The sequence below is a fragment of the Acidaminobacter sp. JC074 genome, from assembly GCF_022496765.1.
Lineage (GTDB): Bacteria > Bacillota > Clostridia > Peptostreptococcales > Acidaminobacteraceae > JABXKX01.
Map to the genome: position 1 here is coordinate 66654 of NZ_VANV01000019.1, position 21445 is coordinate 88098.

General features: G+C 36.1%; 16 protein-coding genes. 1 reads left to right on the forward strand and 15 read right to left on the reverse strand.

Annotated features, from left to right (window positions below):
• Nucleotides 1-3 precede the first annotated feature (3 nt).
• From EZV73_RS20405 to EZV73_RS20440, 8 genes are all read right to left on the reverse strand, one after another.
• Nucleotides 4-4797, reverse strand: coding sequence for a hypothetical protein (locus tag EZV73_RS20405; RefSeq protein WP_240842278.1), 4794 nt, complete (start codon nucleotides 4795-4797; stop codon nucleotides 4-6).
• Between the two features lie 149 nt (nucleotides 4798-4946).
• Nucleotides 4947-6200 (reverse strand): phosphoribosylamine--glycine ligase, encoded by a 1254-nt coding sequence (gene purD, locus EZV73_RS20410; RefSeq protein ID WP_240842279.1) that lies wholly within the window; start codon nucleotides 6198-6200, stop codon nucleotides 4947-4949.
• Between the two features lie 8 nt (nucleotides 6201-6208).
• The gene (purH, locus tag EZV73_RS20415) at nucleotides 6209-7732 is read right to left on the reverse strand and encodes a bifunctional phosphoribosylaminoimidazolecarboxamide formyltransferase/IMP cyclohydrolase (RefSeq protein ID WP_240842280.1); all 1524 of its coding nucleotides are present in this window, start codon (nucleotides 7730-7732) and stop codon (nucleotides 6209-6211) included.
• Nucleotide 7733: 1 nt separating this feature from the next.
• On the reverse strand, nucleotides 7734-8324 hold the full coding sequence (gene purN, locus EZV73_RS20420; RefSeq protein WP_240842281.1) for a phosphoribosylglycinamide formyltransferase: 591 nt from the start codon (nucleotides 8322-8324) through the stop codon (nucleotides 7734-7736).
• On the reverse strand, nucleotides 8318-9346 hold the full coding sequence (gene purM, locus EZV73_RS20425; RefSeq protein ID WP_240842282.1) for a phosphoribosylformylglycinamidine cyclo-ligase: 1029 nt from the start codon (nucleotides 9344-9346) through the stop codon (nucleotides 8318-8320). Before purM ends, purN begins: the two co-directional genes overlap by 7 nt.
• Before the next feature lie 92 nt (nucleotides 9347-9438).
• The gene (gene purF / locus EZV73_RS20430; protein WP_240842283.1) at nucleotides 9439-10866 is read right to left on the reverse strand and encodes an amidophosphoribosyltransferase; all 1428 of its coding nucleotides are present in this window, start codon (nucleotides 10864-10866) and stop codon (nucleotides 9439-9441) included.
• Nucleotides 10867-10879: 13 nt separating this feature from the next.
• A complete protein-coding gene (gene purC, locus EZV73_RS20435; RefSeq protein WP_240842284.1) occupies nucleotides 10880-11581 on the reverse strand; it encodes a phosphoribosylaminoimidazolesuccinocarboxamide synthase in 702 nt (233 codons plus the stop codon).
• 138 nt (nucleotides 11582-11719) lie between these two features.
• Nucleotides 11720-15424, reverse strand: coding sequence for a phosphoribosylformylglycinamidine synthase (locus EZV73_RS20440; RefSeq protein WP_240842285.1), 3705 nt, complete (start codon nucleotides 15422-15424; stop codon nucleotides 11720-11722).
• A gap of 106 nt (nucleotides 15425-15530) precedes the next feature.
• Here EZV73_RS20440 and EZV73_RS20445 point away from each other — a divergent pair, with 106 nt between their 5' ends.
• The gene (locus EZV73_RS20445; RefSeq protein WP_240842286.1) at nucleotides 15531-16418 is read left to right on the forward strand and encodes a LysR family transcriptional regulator; all 888 of its coding nucleotides are present in this window, start codon (nucleotides 15531-15533) and stop codon (nucleotides 16416-16418) included.
• Nucleotides 16419-16436: 18 nt separating this feature from the next.
• On the opposite strand, the gene EZV73_RS20450 is transcribed toward EZV73_RS20445, so the two are convergent.
• The 7 genes from EZV73_RS20450 to EZV73_RS20480 form a co-directional block, all read right to left on the reverse strand.
• Nucleotides 16437-17012 carry a YitT family protein gene (locus tag EZV73_RS20450; RefSeq protein ID WP_240842287.1) on the reverse strand — a complete coding sequence of 192 codons (576 nt, stop codon included), beginning with the start codon at nucleotides 17010-17012 and terminating at the stop codon, nucleotides 16437-16439.
• 32 nt (nucleotides 17013-17044) lie between these two features.
• Complete coding sequence (locus tag EZV73_RS20455; protein ID WP_240842288.1) at nucleotides 17045-18034, reverse strand: LacI family DNA-binding transcriptional regulator; 990 nt, start codon at nucleotides 18032-18034, stop codon at nucleotides 17045-17047.
• Between the two features lie 55 nt (nucleotides 18035-18089).
• A complete protein-coding gene (deoD, locus tag EZV73_RS20460) occupies nucleotides 18090-18788 on the reverse strand; it encodes a purine-nucleoside phosphorylase (protein ID WP_240842289.1) in 699 nt (232 codons plus the stop codon).
• Nucleotides 18789-18942: 154 nt separating this feature from the next.
• Nucleotides 18943-19479, reverse strand: a complete 537-nt coding sequence (locus EZV73_RS20465; RefSeq protein WP_240842290.1) for a fibrobacter succinogenes major paralogous domain-containing protein — start codon at nucleotides 19477-19479, stop codon at nucleotides 18943-18945.
• Nucleotides 19476-20357 carry a cache domain-containing protein gene (locus EZV73_RS20470; RefSeq protein ID WP_240842291.1) on the reverse strand — a complete coding sequence of 294 codons (882 nt, stop codon included), beginning with the start codon at nucleotides 20355-20357 and terminating at the stop codon, nucleotides 19476-19478. Before EZV73_RS20470 ends, EZV73_RS20465 begins: the two co-directional genes overlap by 4 nt.
• 9 nt (nucleotides 20358-20366) lie before the next feature.
• A complete protein-coding gene (locus tag EZV73_RS20475) occupies nucleotides 20367-21224 on the reverse strand; it encodes a hypothetical protein (protein WP_240842292.1) in 858 nt (285 codons plus the stop codon).
• The gene (locus EZV73_RS20480) at nucleotides 21217-21441 is read right to left on the reverse strand and encodes a helix-turn-helix transcriptional regulator (RefSeq protein WP_240842293.1); all 225 of its coding nucleotides are present in this window, start codon (nucleotides 21439-21441) and stop codon (nucleotides 21217-21219) included. The genes EZV73_RS20475 and EZV73_RS20480 overlap by 8 nt, the downstream gene beginning before the upstream one ends.
• Nucleotides 21442-21445 lie beyond the last annotated feature (4 nt).

The window sequence follows — 21445 nt, forward strand, 5'->3', positions numbered from 1 at the left end:
CACTTACGTGTCCCTAAATGCTGCTTTCATTTTTTCTAAGGTTAGAAGTTGACTCCTCAAATAATCTGTAGGCTTGTAATTCTCATCATAAGTAAGATGTTCACCAATATCAGGTACCCTCGGTGTTATCATAACTTCTCTTAAATGCTCTAAACTCAGTATCCTATTGTTGATCTCGGAATAAACTTTTTCTATTTCTCCAAAGATAACAAGGGCATTTTCAAGACATACCTTCGATAGGTCAAATAGGGCCGCCTTTGAAACATCCTTTATATAACGTGGATACACATATGGCAACATCAAGTTAACTGACGGTAAGAAATTATAAGTGGCTTGCCTTTTAACAGAGTCCCCTCCTATAAATGGATAAACATCTGATTCATTAAACCAAACACGTATTTTAGGGATATAATAAGCACTAGAAATCTTCATACCTTCCAGTTCAAACAGCTTTCTCCCCCTTTCAGACATGATGCCTACTACAACTTCGTCCACCTCAATACTTTCCTTTTTCAGATAACGGTTGATGGCTTTAAGACGATTGCCCTTGTCCACCAAATCATCCACAAGTATGATGGGTTTATCATAAGCCTTTAATACCCGCGCCTGGTCCTCAATGGAAATATAACCAGGATAAGACCATACATCGTATTTGAGTATTTCCTCATCATAGTAACGTTCTGTATGGAAAGCCTTTGTAATGGTATTAGGCAATAGCCACCTTTTAAAGATATCACCATAAGGCACACATATTGAAGAACCCACTTGGCCATTATCTACAACAGTTACTTGATTTCTACGAGTAATTTCTCTAATCAAATGATTGTACAGCATGGACCGATCAAAGGATAAGACTAAGATACCTGGATAAAGGTTGACCAAAGCTTGTTGTAAGTTTGTTCTAACAAGTTTAATCATATAACGTATAGACTCATTTTGCCTATAATCTGCTTTCATCCTTGTTGTACCATCTAAGTTAATCACAACAGGTCTACGCATATCGACTGCAAACAAGAGCTCGTCTGAATAAGTACACCTATGTTCAACAAAGCCACTTTTTACAATAACTCCCTTAACTTCTTTGTTCATCTTATGAGGATCATGACATTTTACAACTGCATACTCATAACCTTGTGGTATTAAATGCATCAAGGTTTCTGTTAAAATGATTTGATCAAGTGCATGATGCTTTTGGGTGGGCTTCATGGCAATTTCATCTACGATGACAATCTTCTCAATCTTCTCTGAAGCTATTTCTTTTAAAACATCTAAACTCTTTATTTCTTCAAATAAATGTTCTCGCTTCGCCTTAGCATATACGGTAAAAGCTAAAACTTCTTCTGTCGAAGCTTCTACGACCATTAAGATTTCACGCTCTAATCCAGCTTGCCCTTGATAGAGTCCTTTGATACGGTCATAAGGTATATCAAACTTTAAGCACGTCTCTTCCAAATTCTCATACGACTTTAGTGCAATCACTTTAACCGCCATATCACTAAGAGCTACAACAGACTTGAACTGTGGCTCATTTTTATACAGACGGTTTTTCTTGATAAAGTACATAGCCAAATCATCAATGACATCAGAGGAATCCCAGTTTTTATCAAGATTACGACGAATTTGAGCAACATCAATCATATCGTATCTGTACTCTAGAGATCTTATTATGACGTCGTTTCTCATAAGACCAATGCGCTTTTTAATTAAGTCTTCATGTTCTTCTGTATGTTTGATAGAATCTCTTTTATAGATAATATGAGGCATATCAAAGATATCATGTTCTGGATCATCATAAAGGTGGTCTTGTATCAAGGCTTCTTCACCAACGATGATGTAGACATCTTTATCTTTAAACTGGCCTCTTAATTTCCTCAAGTAATCACTATTTCTTAAGTTAATGGGCATGTGCTGTGGAAATGTATGGACATGCATCTGATCTGCTATGGACATATCCACAATTTTTTTTCGCATCAATGATGGTTGCGTTCTTCTTCGCCACTGAAATTCAGAAATATGAATGTAAACTTCAAATCCCATTTTAAAAGCATCTACAGCTGCAGATTTTTGCCCCAGTGAGAAGGGATCAAATGTACCATTGTAAAAGGCAACCTTATCAAAGGTTTTATAAGTCATGTTTCCACTAAAAAACTCAAAGTCCGCGATAAACTTATAAACATAATGAAGGCCAACAGAATAATTAAATATATCCAATTGATCTTGATTGTTGTCCATTAAAAAGAAATGAAGCTTCTTGTAAATCATGCCGTATATCTTATGACGTTCTTCTAAGGTCAAGTCAAGATTACCAATAATTTCTTTTGACAAGACATTGAAAGCACTTTGAGACGTCAGCTTGTCGCCTGAATAGAAACCTTTAAATACACAACCAAGTAGGTCATCCATGTGTTCTAAAGAGCCTAGACTCAACCATTTCTGAATCATTGTGCCCAGTGTATCGAGTAAAAGTACACGTATTCTAACACCGGCATTGTTCATCTTTATTTTAATGTCTTCGACAATCTCTTTGTATTCCTTGATTTCTAATGTTGGTACCAGCTGTCCTAAATAGTGCGGCATATAACGTGTAAAACCATAACCTTCTATTTCAAGTGCTCGAATAAGCTCAATAACTATGTCATTCTTCTGCTCACTGGTAAGCTCTTCAAACAAGTTAAGCAGACACTCTCCAGCCTTATTTCTTACAGACTCAAACTCAGAAACCTTAAGAATATTACAAAAGTGCATGGAAGTATAAAATTTTTCTTTTTCATCTTGTATCAATGAGTATCTATACAGCATGTCAATTTGAGCGACCTTAACAGTCTTAGGTGTAGCAGATTTTAGATTACTTAAATACATACTCGACTTTACTGCTTCAATAGACAAGTCATCTCCAGTCTCCATCAAATCTTCTAAGAAATAGGATTCAACGACGGTTTGACATCTTGGTCTTGAAGTCAACGACGCTATGATTTGATTGGATGAAGTCGTTTTTAGTAAGTTTCTCAACTGCATCAAGGCCATCATTCTGATATCATCTGTAGAATGTAAATGTTTTTCAATAAACTTTATGATGTCTTTATAATGTCCTTGAAGACACCTTTCTGGTAATACTTCAACGATCTCAAGCATAAACATAACAGCTGCAGCATCTAAATCTCTCTCATAGTAAGACATTAATAAACTAGACAACATATCTCCAAAACTATCGTCAGCATGTCTAAATAAGCTTACTAAAAGCTCCTTATGACTTGTAATTTGGCGCTGTCTTTTAATAGGCGTCAGCCTTATATCATCATAAATAAAGTGATTGATAATGGACTTTATGAGGTTGAACTTGGTTTCAACCGTATAGGTTACTTGAGCCCTTTCAGGCAGTTCCTTAGTATAGTTTTCATCATAGTCTGCAATCAGCTGACCAATCAGCTGACTAGAGGCTTTTCTGACATCTTCTTCACCATGTATCATATAATTATTAAGAAAATGAATGGTAATGAGCTTTTGTTCTGGTGTCAGATAGGTAGAATACTCTTCAAATATAAAGAGATAACGTCTTAACATCAAAACATCTTTTTCATCTTTGGCAACTTGTATTAGTTCATTCAAACTTTCCACATGTCTTAGTTGATGCATGAGCTGAATGCTCTTCTCAATTGCTAAGACCTTGATATGATCAGTTATCTTTTGGCCATGATCAAGTATATCGTATGCTGTTTTAACATGACTTTTCTTTTCAGGCAAACTATGGCCTATGTAGTTTTGAACCTCAGTATCTATGCCAAGAGATCCCAAATACATATGAAAGTTTTTTAACTTGAGATAAACCTTTTCATAACGCTTGATTTTTTTATCATCCAAGTTATCAAGTTTGTCTAATATAACTTTAAATGATTCATCTACTGTTAAGAATTTCATCTTAAAGTTACCTGGCTTTGACTTAGATCTTTTTACACAAAAGTCAGAGTAAATAAGTATCAGCGATTCCACGCTCAGACTCTCAAGTTCTAAATCCCAAGTCGAGTGATACACAGCTACATTCTTGATATACTTGATGTCCAGTTCACTAAACCAGTGATAGGTATAATAATAATGGTAATAGGCAATCTTTTTGGACTCCTCCGGTCTGCAACCAAACTTACCGATATCATGACCTGCAGCTGCACCTGAAACTCTTCCCAGGTCTATATCAACACCACAAGCCTTCAACTGTCTACCAAGTTTTAAGGCAAGATAATGAACACCTAGAATATGTTCTATGGTCGAATGTCCCGTCACTTCATAATTCAGTTTCATCATTTCATAGATGTATTGATTGTTAAAGGCATCAGAAAATGTTTTGTATTCACTCTGATCTTCAAGAGATAAGACCTCTTCCTTTGTGAGTAGTTCAAAGGGATAAACACTCATAAAAGTGTCGTCCTCTGACTGCTTTTGAAACTCAGAAAAGACCCTCAACATGGTCAAATAAAGCTCAAATGGTTTCGAATCAAAATCCAGTTCTATAGTAACGGCATCTGGAAAGGACTTTGATAAGACATATTGATAGGTGACCGATAAAAAATCTTCTTTCATAGGCTCATCAAAGATATCTGCATAGATGGTTTCGTAGGCATTTTTTAAAGCTTGACAAGTAAAGTCCTTATTCTCCACATGTTTTAATAAGACATGATAAAAAGACTTAGATGATATGGCATCTAATAAAAAGTCCTTTTTCAACTGCATCATCAAAAGAAAACGCCAGTTAGATACACGCCGTTTTATCGTCGTAATTATTTTTGCTGTTAATTCTCTATTCATAAACATCTCCCTAAAAGATTGATACCCATAAACTATCTAAAAATTCTGTTAATTTATTTTACTGGACAATAACAGAAAAATACACAATATTGTTATAAAAGTACACATTATCATGACTTATATCTTAATTATAACAAAAATCACAATGGCTAGCATTGTGATTTTGCAATATCTGTTCGATACATCATATGTTCAAAATTAATTTTTTCTAGTTCTTTATAAGAATGTGCTCTCGCTTGGCTTAAATGTTCATTTAAGCTGACAACCGTTAAAACTCTACCACCATTGGTTAATACCTGGTCATTGTCTGCTTTTGTACCAGCGTGGAAGACAATCGCATCTACCTGGTCAAGTCCCTTGATAAGTTTATTTTTCTCATAAGCTTCAGGATAACCACCTGAGGCCATAACAACACCAACAGCTTGTTTATCTGACCATTTTAAGTCAATGTCTTCTAAAGTGCCATCAACACAAGCCTCAAGGACATCCAAAAGATCATTCTCCATTCTTGGTAAGACTACCTGAGTTTCAGGATCACCCATTCTACAGTTAAACTCAATTACCTTAGCTTGGCCATCTTCTATCATCAAGCCAATAAAGATGATACCCTTATAGTCGATGTTCTCACTTAGTACACCCTTCATAAAAGGTTGTAAAATTTCCTCATCCACATGGGCTTTTAATGTTTCATCAAATAATCTACTCGGTGAGTATGCACCCATACCGCCTGTATTCAAGCCTAAATCATTGTCGTAAGCTTTCTTATAGTCTTGAGCTGACGCCATAGGCTTAATGGTCTTGCCATCAACAAAGCATAATATAGAAGCTTCAATTCCTGTTAAGAACTCTTCAAAGACTACTTTAGAACCTGCATCACCAAAGACCTTGTCTTGCATCATTTTATCTAGAGTATCCATGGCATCTTCATGATTTTCACAAATTACCACGCCTTTACCTGCTGCAAGACCATCTGCCTTTATTACTAAAGGGAAACCGAACATATCCACATATTCTTTGGCAGAATCCAAGTTTGTAAATTCCTTGTACTTAGCTGTTGGAATGTGATGATTTTCCATAAATGCCTTTGAATAAGCCTTAGAGCCTTCAAACATAGCACCTTGTTTGTTGGGTCCGAATATCTTTAGGCCTGCTTCCTGAAAAACATCAACAACCCCTAAAACCAGTGGCACTTCAGGGCCTACAACCGTCAAGTCGATGGCTTCCTTTTTAGCAAAATCTACAAGAGCCTCTAAATCATCAGCAGCGATAGAAACACATCTTGCAAGATCTTTTATACCAGCATTACCTGGGGCTGCGAAAATCTCTTTCACCCTTGGACTCTGCTTAAGTTTCCAAACAATCGCATGCTCTCTAGCACCACTTCCAATTACTAATATCTTCATAAGACCCCCTAGTGTTTAAAATGTCTCATTCCTGTAAATACCATAGCTATACCATACTTATTAGCCATTTCAATAGACGCTTGGTCATTCTTTGAACCACCTGGCTGGATAATCGCCTTTATACCCGCTTCAGCAGCAGCCTTAACACAGTCTTCAAATGGGAAGAAGGCATCAGATGCCATAACACCACCTGTTAGATCCATAAATGAGTTTCTAACGGCATTGTTAAGCGCCCATATTCTACTTACTTGACCAGGTCCTATCGATAAAGTCTGATCTTCATTTGCCATAACGATACCATTTGACTTAATATGCTTACATACCTTCCATGCAAACTCTAGAGCTTCCATTTCATGACCTGTTGGGATTCTTTCTGTCACTACTTCAATGTCATCTTTTAAAGCATGATTCATATCTTGAACCAATATACCACCGCTTACTTTTTTTATGTCCATAGAGAATTCTCTTGTTAAGATGTCGTCTAGTTGAAGTAAACGGATATTCTTTTTCTTAGTTAACACCTCTAAAGCCTCTTTGCTGAAGCTAGGTGCAATAACAATCTCAATAAAAATCTTGTTGATTTCTTCAGCAGTACGCTTGTCGATTTCTCTGTTAGCTGCAATAATGCCACCGAAGATAGATTGTGGATCACACTCATATGCTTTTGTATAAGCATCATACATGTCAATACCAGAACCAACACCACATGGATTTGTATGTTTTACAGCTACTACTGTAGGCGCTGTAAACTCTTTTAATAACTCCAAAGCACCATTTGCATCATTGATGTTGTTAAATGATAGAGCCTTACCATGCAGTTGCTTGGCATCTGCTAAAGTACCTTTTGTCTTTTTAACTTCCTTGTAGAAGGCTGCCGATTGATGAGGGTTCTCACCATATCTTAAGTCCTCTACCTTTTCGTATGCAAGTGTCATTGTATCAGGGTATTTTTCGCCAATTCTCTCACGTAAGTAACCTGCAATTAAAGTGTCGTACTCTGATGTGTGCTTGAATACTTTTAAGGCAAGTTCATACTTCTTATCTAAACTTACATCCCCTTCTTCTAAAGCCTCTAAAACAGGTGCATAATCACTTGGGTCAACAATAACTGTGACATCTTTGTAGTTCTTAGCTGCAGAACGAAGCATGGTTGGACCACCGATATCAATGTTCTCAATGGCTTCATCTAGCTCTACACCCTCTTTTTCTATAGTCGCTTTAAATGGATAAAGGTTGATAACAACAAAATCAATGGTATCAATGCCAAGTTCATTTAACTGGCCCATATGAGAATCTAAGTCTCTTCTAGCCAAGATACCGCCATGAATAACTGGATGAAGCGTTTTTACACGACCATCTAAGCATTCAGGGAATTTTGTAATTTCTGATACATCTGTTACCTTAAGACCTGAATCTCTCAGTCTCTTAGCAGTACCACCCGTCGAAAGAATTTCAATATCCATTTCAATTAACTTTTTTGCAAAAGGTACAATACCCGTCTTATCCGATACACTGATCAATGCTCTTCTCATCTTAAACCTCACTCCTTAGACATTTGTTGATGCTCTCTATAAGTATCTTATGTTCTATATTTAAAACCCTTTTTTGTAAACTTTCAGGTGTTTCGTCTGAAGCCACCCTTAATGATTCTTGTATAATAATCTGACCTGTGTCCACATGTTCGTCGACAAAGTGAACAGTCGCGCCGCTAAAAGCTTCCCCTGCTTTAATAACAGCTTCATGGACTTTCATACCATAATAACCTTTACCGGCGTATTTTGGAATTAATGAAGGATGAATATTAATGATTTTATCAGAAAAAGCTCGAATGAACTCTGGTTGTAAAATCTCTAAAAAACCTGCAAGTACAATTAAATCCGGTTTCATAGATTCTAGTGATTTTATAAGTGCCTTTGTTCTTTCTTTCTTATCTGGATAGTTAGACCGAGAAATCACATGACTTGAAATCAAATGATTGTCCGCTCTTTTCAGGCCGTAAGCATCTGCTTTATTGGATATAACGCCTACAACTTGACCAGGTACCCTTTTAGACTCACAAGCGTCTATCACTGCTTGCAAATTGGTACCGCCACCTGATATCAATACTGCAATCCTCTTTAACATAAGTTAACACCGTGACCTGTCTTTACCTGACCGATGACATAAGCTTTTTCATCCATATCTGAGATGATCTTTAATACCTTGTCTTGGTCCTTCTTATCAACAATCATAATAAAGCCAATGCCCATATTGAAGGTCTTGTACATCTCTTCTAATTGAATCTTACCCTTGTCTTGGATAAAGTTAAATAAATCAAGTTGTGGCCATGAGTTTAAAGTGATATCAACACCCATACCTTCAGGTAAAATTCTTGGAATGTTCTCTATGAAACCACCACCAGTCACATGAACCATACCCTTAACTGATACTTGTTCTAACACTTTTAAAACTTCTTTAACGTATATTTTAGTCGGTGTAATTAAAGCTTGACCAACGGTACAATTTAGCTCTTCTACTCTATCATGAATGCCTAAATCAAGTGCGTCAAAGAAAAGCTTTCTAACCAAGGAATAACCATTCGAATGAACACCTGTAGAAGGTAAACCGATTAAAACTTGACCCTCTTCAATACCTGAGCCATCAATGATTTTATCTTTATCAACAATACCTACTGTAAAACCAGCCATATCGTATTCATCATCAGAATAAAAGCCCGGCATTTCAGCTGTCTCACCACCGATTAGTGCAGCACCAGACTGCTTACAACCTTCAGAGATACCTTTTACAAGGTCAGCTACCTTATCAGACTCTAACTTGCCTGTTGCAATATAGTCTAAGAAGAAAAGTGGTTTTGCCCCCTGTACAAGTACATCATTGACACACATGGCAACCAAGTCAATACCTACTGTATCGTGCTGGTCCTTCATAATCGCAATCTTAAGTTTTGTACCTACACCATCTGTACCTGATACCAAAACTGGCTTTGTATAACCTGTTAAGTCAAGTTCAAACATACCGCCAAAGCCACCTAGTCCACCAAGTACGCCTTTAGTAAATGTTTCCTTTACATATTGTTTCATTTTTTCGACTGCTACCGCGCCTTCTTCAATATCTACACCAGCATCTTTGTAAGTTAAACCACTCATTTTTACACCTCATTTATTTAATAAACACATGATTTGAAATCATAATAACTTATGAAAACAAGTTTTCATATCAATGAAATACATAGCAAAAGCTATGTATTTTTAATTTCTACCGCTTTATTGGTCTCAAACATAAATTTACTTGCAGACTTAGGTACTTCTAATGGATAGTCACCATTGAAACAAGCCACACATAAATTATCTGAAGTTTTATGAACCGATCTCATCAAGCCTTCCACACTGATATAGCCAAGGCTATCTGCACCAATCATTTGTCTAATTTCTTCTACAGACTTTACTGCACCAACCAGTTCTTTTCTCTCTGGTGTATCTATACCAAAGTAACAAGAATGTACAACTGGTGGTGACGAAACTAGAACATGAACTTCTTTGGCACCTGCTTTTCTTAATGAAGATACTATCTTCTTTGAAGTTGTACCACGAACAATTGAATCATCAATCATAATCACACGCTTATCTTTGATGTTTTCTGTTAATGGATTCAACTTAAGTCTAACAGCCAATTCTCTTGATTTTTGATCAGGCTGAATAAATGTTCTACCAATATATTTATTTTTAATAAGGCCAACCCCATATGGAATGCCTGATGCTTCTGCATAACCAATAGCAGCATCAATACCTGAGTCCGGTACTGCTATAACCACATCTGCATCAATTTTAAATTCTTTTGCCAACTCTCTACCAGCATCTCTTCTGGTGATATAGACAGATTCACCATCCATTTTAGAATCTGGTCTTGCAAAGTATACATATTCAAAGATACAATGCGACTTTCTTTTGGTATCATCATAAATGATTGATTCAACGCCCTCATCATCAATGATGACCATTTCACCTTTTTCAATGTCTCTTATAAACTCAGCACCTACAACATCTAGTGCACATGATTCTGATGCTAGAACAAAACCACCATCTAGTTTACCAAGACATAAAGGTCTTAAACCATTTGGATCTCTTACACCAATCAACTTATTTTCACAAATAATTGTGAGTGCAAAGGCACCTTTGATTTCAGAAATAGCTTCCTTAATGGCATCTTTAAAGCCATGACTGTAATTTCTAGCAATTAAGTTTGCAATTACTTCTGAGTCTATAGAAGTTTGGAAAATCGAACCTTCATCTTCTAAACGTTCTCTAATCTTGTCTGCATTTACTAAGTTGCCATTATGAGCAAGAGCAATGGACCCTCCCTTATAATTGACAACCAAAGGTTGTGCATTTGACACATAAGATTCACCTGTTGTAGAGTATCTTACATGACCGATAGATACATCACCTTGAAGTCTTTCTAATATCTTATTTGTAAAAACGTCCTGTACCAAGCCCATATCTTTATAGTAGTTCATGGTACCCTTATTTGAAGTAGCTATACCAGCACTTTCTTGACCTCTATGTTGTAAGGCAACTAGACCAAATCCCATCATTTGTGCTAGGACTTCATTTTCTGGAGAATAAATCCCCAGAACGCCACACTCTTCTCTCAGTTTGTCGTCAAACATTTAATCCTCCAGACTATTTAAGTCTCTTTAAAACTTCTTGATAGGCATCTTCTACATCACCTAAGTCACGTCTAAATCTATCTTTATCTAATTTTTTATTTGATTCAGCATCCCAAAGTCTACAAGTATCAGGAGAAATCTCGTCTGCTAAGATAACCTTGCCTTCATAAACACCAAACTCTATTTTAAAGTCTACAAGCTTGATCTTTCTTTCTTTAAAGAAGTCTACTAAAACCTCATTAATCATGAAAGCATATTTCTTAACAACTTCCACCTGCTCTTTAGTCGCTAACTTAATAGCAGCAATGTGGTAATCATTGATCATAGGATCACCTAAATCATCGTTCTTATAACAGAACTCTAAAACTGTTTCCTCCATGACAACGCCTTCTTCTAAACCCAGACGTTTTGCCAAAGAACCAGCAGCAATGTTTCTTACAATAACTTCTAAAGGTAGAATCTCTACTGCCTTTACAAGCATTTCTCTTTCATTTAGTAGTTTTACAAAATGAGTTGGTACACCTTTTTCTTCTAACATTTCAAATAAAATGGCAGACATTTGATTGTTGACTGCACCCTTATCAGAAATTGTACCCTTCTTAACACCATTAAATGCAGTTGCATCATCTTTATAAACAATATGATAAACATCTTTATCATCTGTTTTAAACACTTTCTTAGCTTTACCTTCGTATAACATTTCCATCTTTTCCATGAATGCCTCCTGAGCTAGTTAATAAGAATATAATGCTTATACTGTCATAGTAACACCATAGTTCTTTTTTGACAATAAAAACACGAACAATTTTAGACCGTCGTTTATAAAAGTACGGTTTCTTGATTTGTAGACTTTTTATAAGCCCCTAAAATAATTCACACCCGCTTCAAATATCTTCATTTCTTTTTCACCATAAATGTTTTTAGCAACACCATAAGAAACACGTTCTGAGTGACCCATTTTACCAAGAATACGGCCATCTTTAGATGTTAAACCTTCTATGGCATAAAGAGAACCATTTGGATTAGTAATACCATCATATGAAGGTTTACCCGACTCATCTACGTATTGAGTGGCAATCTGTCCATTTTGAATAAACTCTTTTAACATGTCTTCACTTGCATAGAATCTACCTTCACCATGAGATAAGGCTACCTCGTGAATATCACCCACTTGAACACCCCTTAACCATGGAGAAAGATTTGATGCAATTCTTGTTTTAGCATATCTAGCTACGTGACGACCAATCTTATTGTAAGTCAGTGTTGGGCTATCATGATCTAATGCTTGTATTTGACCATATGGTAATAATCCTAACTTAACTAATGCTTGGAAACCATTACAAATACCAATCATCAAACCATCACGGTTATCAAGCAAATCTGAAATAGCAGCCTTTATCTTATCATTTTTGAATACAGAAGCAATGAATTTCCCAGAACCATCTGGCTCGTCACCAGCTGAGAAACCACCTGGTAAAGCAACAATTTGAGCTGATCTAATCGCCTTTTCTAAGCTAGCAATTGAATCTTGAATCCATTCTGATTTCAAGTTTCTAATCAGTACCACTTCAACTTCAGCGCCTACTTTTTCAAAAGCTTTTCTTGTATCGTCTTCACAGTTTGTACCTGGAAAAGCTGGAATGACAACCTTAGGCTTATCATATGTTTGCTTAGCCTTGATATGGCGAGATGCATGATAAGTGATGGCTTCTACGCTGCCGTCTGCATCCTCTGAAATTGGGAATACATGACTGAGTGGATCTGACCATTTCTTTTCAAGTTTCTCTAAATCAAAGGCTTGACCGTTGATGACAGCTTTAAAGTCCTCTCTTGTTTGACCGATAACTTCATAGCCTTCTGCATCTGTCATTTCAACAACAATTGAGCCCATCATTCTTTCAAATAATCTATTTGTATCAAGCTTGACATCAAAGCCAATGCCATTACCAAAGGCCATCTTAGATAGAGCTGCAAAAGCACCACCCTCTGAAATTGTATAAGCCGATATGATCTTTTTATCTTTGATTAAACTTTGAATGCTTTCATACATCTTCACAAGTGCATCAAAGTTTAATGTTTCATCTTCATTTCTCTTTGCCTCAAATAAAACAAGTTTAGAACCTGCTTCTTTAAACTCTGGAGTGATAACATCGTCTACATGAACAGGTGCTACTGCAAAAGAAATCAATGTTGGAGGTACATGGATGTCCTTAAATGTACCAGACATAGAATCCTTACCACCGATTGCTGCTGTCTTAAAGGCATCTTGGGCAACATGTGCACCAAGAAGTGCAGCCATAGGTTTACCCCATTTTACAGAATCACGACCTAGCTTTTCAAAATATTCCTGGAAAGTTAAACGAACATTTCTATAATCGCCACCCATAGCGACTACTTTTGCAACTGAGTCTACAACCGCATACATACCACCATGGAATGGTGACCATAAAGCAAGGTCTGGGTGGTAACCATGCGTCATGATAGTAGCAGTCTTGGTTTCAAGACCCTTAACAGGAATCTTTGCCACCATACCTTCAGTTGGCGTTTGGTATCTCTTACCACCAAATGGCATCAATACTGAAGAAGCACCTATTGTAGCATCAAAGTGTTCCACCATACCCTTTTGTGAACATACATTTAAATCACTTAGGACTTGGTCTACTTTTACACTTAAGTCTTCCACTTTTTCTTCAAAGAAATCACCCTTTGTTGGTGGTACAATTTTTATATCCATCTTACTTGTTACACCATTTGTATCTAAGAAATCTCTCTTGATATTAAAGACTTCTTGCCCCTTAAAGCTCATGATCAGTCTGCCTGAGTCCGTTACATCTGCAACATGTACAGCTTCTAGGTTTTCTTGTTCAGAAAGTTTAATAAAGCTTTCTGCATCTTCTTTTGTAACCACAACGGCCATACGCTCTTGTGATTCAGAAATTGCCAGCTCAGTGCCATCAAGGCCTTCATACTTCTTAGGTACTGCATCTAATCTAATATCCAAAGAATCTGCAATTTCACCTATGGCAACTGATACCCCTCCAGCACCAAAGTCATTACATCTTTTTATCATTCTTGATAAAGTTTCATTTCTAAACAATCTTTGTAGCTTTCTTTCAACAGGTGCGTTACCTTTTTGAACTTCTGAACCACACTCTAATATCGAATCTTCTGTATGTTCTTTTGACGACCCTGTTGCACCGCCACAACCATCTCTACCTGTTAAACCACCAACAAGTAATACAACATCACCTGGACATGGCACTTCTCTTATAACTTCAGACTTGGGTGTGGCCGCAATCACTGCACCAACTTCCATTCTCTTTGCCAAGAAGCCATCATGATAGTATTCCTTGACATGACCTGTTGTCACACCAATTTGGTTACCATAAGACGAGTATCCCTTAGTTGCACCTGTTGTGATGGTACGTTGTGGTAATTTCCCTGCTAAAGTTTGATCAATTGATTTTCTAGGATCTGAAGCACCTGTGATTCTCATTGCCTGGTAAACATATGCTCTGCCTGATAATGGATCTCTAATGGCACCACCTAGACAGGTTGCAGCGCCACCAAAAGGCTCAATTTCTGTTGGATGGTTATGTGTTTCATTCTTAAACATAACCAAGTAATCTTCTTCTCGACCATCTACATCCACTTTAACTTCTATAGAACATGCATTGATTTCTTCTGAAATATCTAAGTCTTCTAAATGACCTTCTTGTCTTCTCTTCTTAGCTGCAATGGTTCCTAAATCCATTAAAGATACCGGCTTATGAAGTCTGTCTAAAGCTTTTCTATCTGAATAATACAATTCTAAAGCATCTTCTAAAGCCTTAGAAAACTCATTATCTTCAATTTCTACATCTGTAATCTCTGTAAAGAATGTTGTATGTCTACAGTGATCTGACCAGTAAGTATCAATTGCCTTAAGCTCAGTTACTGTTGGATCTCTGTCTTCTGTTTCAAAGTATTTTCTAATGTGCTCTAAGTCTTCTTTACTCATAGCAAAACCTTCAGAAGCTCTGAAAGTTTCCAAAGCATTTAAATCCATATTTCTAAAGCCATCATAATGCTTAACCAGCTCAGGCTCTTCAGTCACCATCTTCAAAGACACTTTTTTCTCAAAACCAATCTCATGTGACTCTACTGGGTTGATTAAGTATTTTTTAATCTGAGCTTTTTTATCATCTGAAAGGTCACCTTCAATGGCAATGATTTTTGATGATTCAACAAGTGGTCTTTCCATGCCTGTAATCAATTGAACACACTGCTCAGCCGAGTCTGCTCTTTGATCGTATTGGCCTGGTAGTAGTTGTACTCTGAATACAAAGTCCATGTCTAAAAAGTTGGTATTTTCATATACTAAGTCAACATTTGGCTCTGAAAATACATTTTCTTTAGCCACTTCAAATATTTCATCACTCATGTTTTCAATTTCATAACAATTGATCACACGAACCTGTGATAAATCTAAGTTTAAGTTCTCATTCAATTCCTTTAAAAGGTGGTCACCTTCTACTGTAAAACCTTTTTTCTTTTCAACAAATATTCTTCTAACCATCGAAACCCTCCACAGTTTTAAAATCTAATTTCACCTTGATTTTAACACAGGTTGATATATAATTATAATTAATAATAGTAATTAAGTTGATAAGGAGAGCTAATGAATGGATATTAATTTTGAATTGTATAAGATTTTTTACTTCACAGCTATTAACCTAAGCTTTACCAAAGCCAGTGAACAGCTTTATGTTACTCAGTCATCGGTGAGTCAGTCCATCAAGCAATTAGAGACCAAACTCGATACGAAACTGTTTATCAGATATAAAAAAAAGATCTCTTTAACTGAAGAAGGACAAATACTTTTGACCCATGTCTCTCAGGCATATCAGCATTTGAAAGCCGCTGAAAGAAAGATTGAAAATTATTCTTTAGGCGAAATCACAATTGGTGCCAGTGATACCTTATGTAAATACTTCCTGCTGCCTTATTTTAAGAAGTTTCATAAAAAGTATCCTCAGATAAAAATCAACATCATCAATCAACCTTCCAGAAAGACACTGCAGATGATAGGTGAAGGTCTAATGGATTTTGGTATTGTTGCCATCTCAAAGGATACTACTTATGACAATATCAAACTCATTAAACTCCAAGATTATGAAGAAGTATGTGTTGTGGGTGAGGAACTGCATGAAAAAATTGGTGACAAAATAACACTACAAGAACTTTCAGGGCACCCTATCATCACTTTAAGGCAAAATACCAATACACGTAAGTATATGGATCACTTCTTTAAAGAAAACGGCTTTGTCTTAGAACCTGAGTTTGAAATGGTCAGTGTGGACTTGATATTAGAAATGGTTAAAGCCGATTTGGGTATAGGTTTTGCCATGGATGATACCCTAAAAAACCAAAACGACCTTTATCCAGTCAAACTGACGCCCAAACTACCAACAAGACAGATATCATTTGCAATATCAGAAAATCTACCACTTTCTAATACAGCAAAAGACTTTATGGACCATATGCTCAATAATGAACCTAAAAAAAACTAAGGCAACTTTGCCTTAGTTTTATGCTGTACGCAGCTTTTTTATTGTATTAAACTGTTTTAAAAACATTTGAATCAAAGGACCCGTAATGACAACTGCAATCATTGAACCATAGCCAATGGTAGCATCGAGCACAAGGCCTATGGCTACAAATACAACATCAAGACCTATTCTAACATACTTAAACTCCAACTTCGATTTATTAACTAAAATCATGGTTACACAGTCTAAAGCACCTGCGCCTAACTCAGCTGTTATATACATAGCAAGACCTGCTGACATAATGGTCACCCCTAGTACATTTGAAATAATGCCCTGTGGCAAACTAAAGGTCATAAAGAAATCCATTAGAAATCCTACTAATACAGCATGTGATACAGTCGCAAATCCTAGTTTTGATTTATCTACAAAGTAGACAATGACAATCAAACATACCATGATAATTTGTGATGCTCTGCCTATGGTGACATTCAGTAGGTTGGCCACCCCAGTAAACATAACCGTTACAGGATCTGCACCGAAATTTGACTGTATAATAAAGCTTATACCCAAAGCCAAAAGGGTCAGTCCTAATAACATAACAATAATTTTTCTCATAAAAACTCCATAAATATAGCCATCAATGATGGCTATATCACACTGTTTCTCTCAATAATTTTAAAATCAATCACTTGATCTTTTATGTCTAAATTTTCCTTGATAAAATCTATAATCATATTTGCAGCCACTTGCCCTGTTTTCACATAATCAAAAGATACAGAAGTCAGTGAAGGTGTAAAATAAGCTGAAACATCATCATCGTCTATACCAATAACAGATATATCCTCCGGGACTTTGTAACCAACTTTGGTTAAGTAATTGATGATGCCGTAAGCCATCCTGTCATAGCCTGCAAAAATAGCCGTCACTTGACCAACTGACTTGATAAAATCTTTAGCCGCAACATAACCATTGTTTTTTTCAAAGCCTGTAGTGACCATCATAGACTCGTCTATTTCAATACCTGCTTCTTTTAAGCCGTTCATATAGCCCAATCTTCTTAGATAACCAACTGAATGATATTCATCCTTTATACCAATATAGCCAATAGACTCGTGTCCCAGTTTGACCAGGTAATCTACGATAGACTTAGAAGCGTTGTAATCATCAAATAAAACAGCTGGTAACCCATTGATTTTTTCTCCTATTGTAACCATTGGCAGTTGATAAGTATCAATATAGGCCTTTGTTTCTTCAGTAATGATATTAGGCACATACACAATACCTTCTACATGCCTGTCAATGAAGAAGTCAAGTAGATCAATGACATCATCCTCTTTGACATTAAACTCATCACAAGTTGTTATAATCAGGGAATAGCCTTTATCTTGCAGTACTTTGGCCATGCCCTCTACAATATATGAATAAACATTAGGTTTTAATGAGGGTAAGATAACACCAATGAGCTTGGTCTTTTTTGATACCAGTTCTCTTGCAAGACGGTTGGGTTTATAACCTGTCTCAAGTAGCACCCTGTCTACTTTTTCCTTGTATTCAGGTTTAACTTTAATGCCATTTAAAACTCTTGAGACAGTTGCCTTAGATACCCCTGCCATCTTTGCTATATCATTTATGTTCAAGTTAACCTCCTATCACAAGAAATATCATACTAATATCTTGATGAAAGCACAAGACTTAAATGATTTCTAGTGCTATTTTCATCATATCTAAAAATGTATTTTGCCTTTCCTCTGCAGATGTTTCTTCATGTGTTACCAATGAATCACTCACAGTAAGAAGTGTTAATGCTTTTACATTAAACTTGGCAGCCAATGTATATAAGGCAGTGGTTTCCATTTCATAGGCCATTACCCCATAAGAGGCCAAGAGTTTTGTTTCCTCTGGATCACCTTCATAAAAGGAATCATTTGAACAAATACCTCCAACATGTACTGGTACATCCACCATATCTTTTCTCTGATAAGCAGCATGGAGCAAGTCAAAGTCTGCACATGGTGCAAAGTCCAAATTTCCAAATCTTCTCTTATTCATATTTGAGTTAGTAGAAGCTGTCATAGCAATGATGATGTCCCTAATACCTATATCTTCTCTAATCGCTCCACAAGTTCCTACTCTGATAACACTTTTTACACCATAATCATTCATCAATTCATGTAAGTATATTGATGCAGAAGGCATTCCCATACCAGTCCCTTGTACAGAGACTCTCTTGCCTTTGTATGTCCCCGTATAACCATACATCCCCCTAACCGAGTTGTAGCAAATAACATCTTCTAGAAATGTGTCGGCTATAAATTTGGCACGAAGTGGATCGCCAGGTACCAAAACTTTTTCTGCAATATCACCTTGTTTAGCATTAATATGTGTACTCATATTCATTCCTCCTAACTGAAACCGGTTTCTATTTTTAAACATCATATCATTTTTGTTTCAACTGCGCAAGTTCTTTATCATTACTTACTTTAACTTTATTGAACTTTATCAATACGAAACTGATACCGTTTTCAGTACTTATAAAGAAAAATGCCTATTTAGGCATCTTAACTTTAACCAGTCTTATAGAAAATCCATCCTTTGGATGAAAGTTGCCAGTCTTTAAACTATTGCCCTGACCGTCATAAAAGTAATAGGAAATTTCATCACCATCTTTACCAATATAAAGACAACCTGTGTCTGTCCATTGGTAAACACCTGTAAAATCATACATGCCTGCATAGGATAAGTTAAAAGGTTCACTTCTTAAATCTTCTATGCTTGGATAGGCTGACATAAGAGTTTCCCAGTCCTTAGATGTGGGTAGACGCCAGCCTTCTGATATAAGATTTTCAATCATTTTAATATTGTATAATCTCGATTCACGGCCTTCTACCTCATAGGATGTTAAGTCTTCACCATCTAAATCATGAATCGTTTTAAGGTCTACACTTGTCCAAACAGTCCCCTCTATTTCAAGAGTATCATAAATATTACCGTCAACATCTGTATAATATATAGCTTCTACACTAGGTTCAGGACCACATGCTATTAAAAGCAAAACCATTAGAAGTAATGTTAGTATCTTCATTCATCACACTCCTTTACTTGTCTTTTAAAAAAGATAGTGATTAAAATAACCAGTAAAAGAAGACCTACACATCCTGTTTGCATCATTACTTTATAAGACATCTGCTTGTCTCTTATCTCAGAAAAATCCTTGTGAACAAGAAGCTTATGTTTCATAGGTTGTATCTCCTTCAAAACAGAAATGGTCCCCTCTTTTTCATAAGTACCTTCATCACTTGACAGTATATCCTCTGTTAGATAACCCAAGTCTACAACACTAGATGCAAAATGCTCTTGATTTTTACTGTAGACAACCATGCCATTTTCATCTATCAAAATAGCCTCTTCGAATCTATCAAATATGTTAGAAATAGAAAAGTCTAAACATACAAAACTGTATGGAATATCATCTATAACTTTAATAGCTGTCATTAAACTATTTTCCACTATAATATCAGAATAAGGGTCACTATAATAAATTCCCTCTTGATCTATCGCCTCGTACCAAGGTCTCTTTTTAGGATCATAACCGTCTGGTCCGATAAAATCTGTATTGTCTAAAAAGAAATTGGCCCTGTCATTTGCAATCCAAGCATACATATAACCTTGATCTGCTTTAGATTTTAGAAGTTCAAATACATAGTCGAAGTTTCTATGGCTTCTTATGTCTTCTTTAGAGTTAACTTCATTTAAGTAAGCTACTAATTTAGGATCACCATATAAAGTAGACAGGTCACTTTCTATCTTTTCAAAAGACAAGTTTATTTCAGATTCTATCAAATCAGCTTCTTGTCTGGCCCTTTCGATTTCTAATTCATAAGCTTCAGCAAAATGAACTTCAATGAAATAGACACCTGCTACAGCTAAAACTATAGATAATACTACTAAAATTTTTCTCATTATTCTCTCCTAGTCGATTGACACATAGTGACCTTTAGCAGCCTTTGAATCACCAAATACATTTAATGACATATAATCTTCATCTGATATAAGTGTCCTATCAACAACCTGTCCGTCATGACAGTATTCTAAAATCATATAGGCCGTGTCACCATCTCTTTGAACACTTTTGGGAATATTATTTAAATCAATATCCTCTACTTTAATCATTTCATCATCTTCATTAAACTGCTTAAAAACATAAGCATCCGCTGGCTCTATCAGTTCTACATTAACCTTTACTTCAAATGACTTCTCACTTGTGATACCATCGATGGTTTCCGTTGTACTCTCTGATATAGTTTGACCAAATGAACCTTCTGATGCTGAAATACCAGTTCCAGTCAGCATATAAACTTGACCATCCTCTGTTTGATAAACTGGATTGGTATAAATAGACCTAGTTCCCCCACTTTTAAGATAGAGTGTACCTTCAATGCTTTCAGAGGTATTGCTCGAACCTATATGAACTTCATGAATGTAACCATCACCAGAAACTTTATAGACCTCACCATATTCATCTGTATAAGACAGGTTTGCAAATAAAACACCTTCGATACCAAAGTCATACTTATCTACTAAGTCTTCATTGTATGTGGCATAGAGTCTGTTTCTTTGATCATCTTCTATAATGATATCTTTACCAGCTACTATTTTAGAGGCATTTTCTTCTAGATACTTTTCCATATCAAATAAGTCTACATAGTCAAAGGTTATATATACCCCCATCAACTCATCTTTTGACTGAACTTTTGCACCATCTTCTTTGGCAAGTTGACATCCAATGAGACTCAAACACATTACCAATATTATTATTTTTTTAATCATGATCATCCTCCAAGTGTCCGTCAAACTTTAAAATATCGCCAACATCACATCCTAAATAATAGCAAATCTTGTTAATGGTATGAAACCTGATGCCCTTCGCCTTACCCGATCTTAAAATGGATAGGTTGGCTTCAGTGATCCCCACTTGCTTGCAGAGTTCTTTAGAGGTAATGTTCTTTTCTTTTAAGATGTCGGTTAAATAAACTTTAATTGCCATGTTA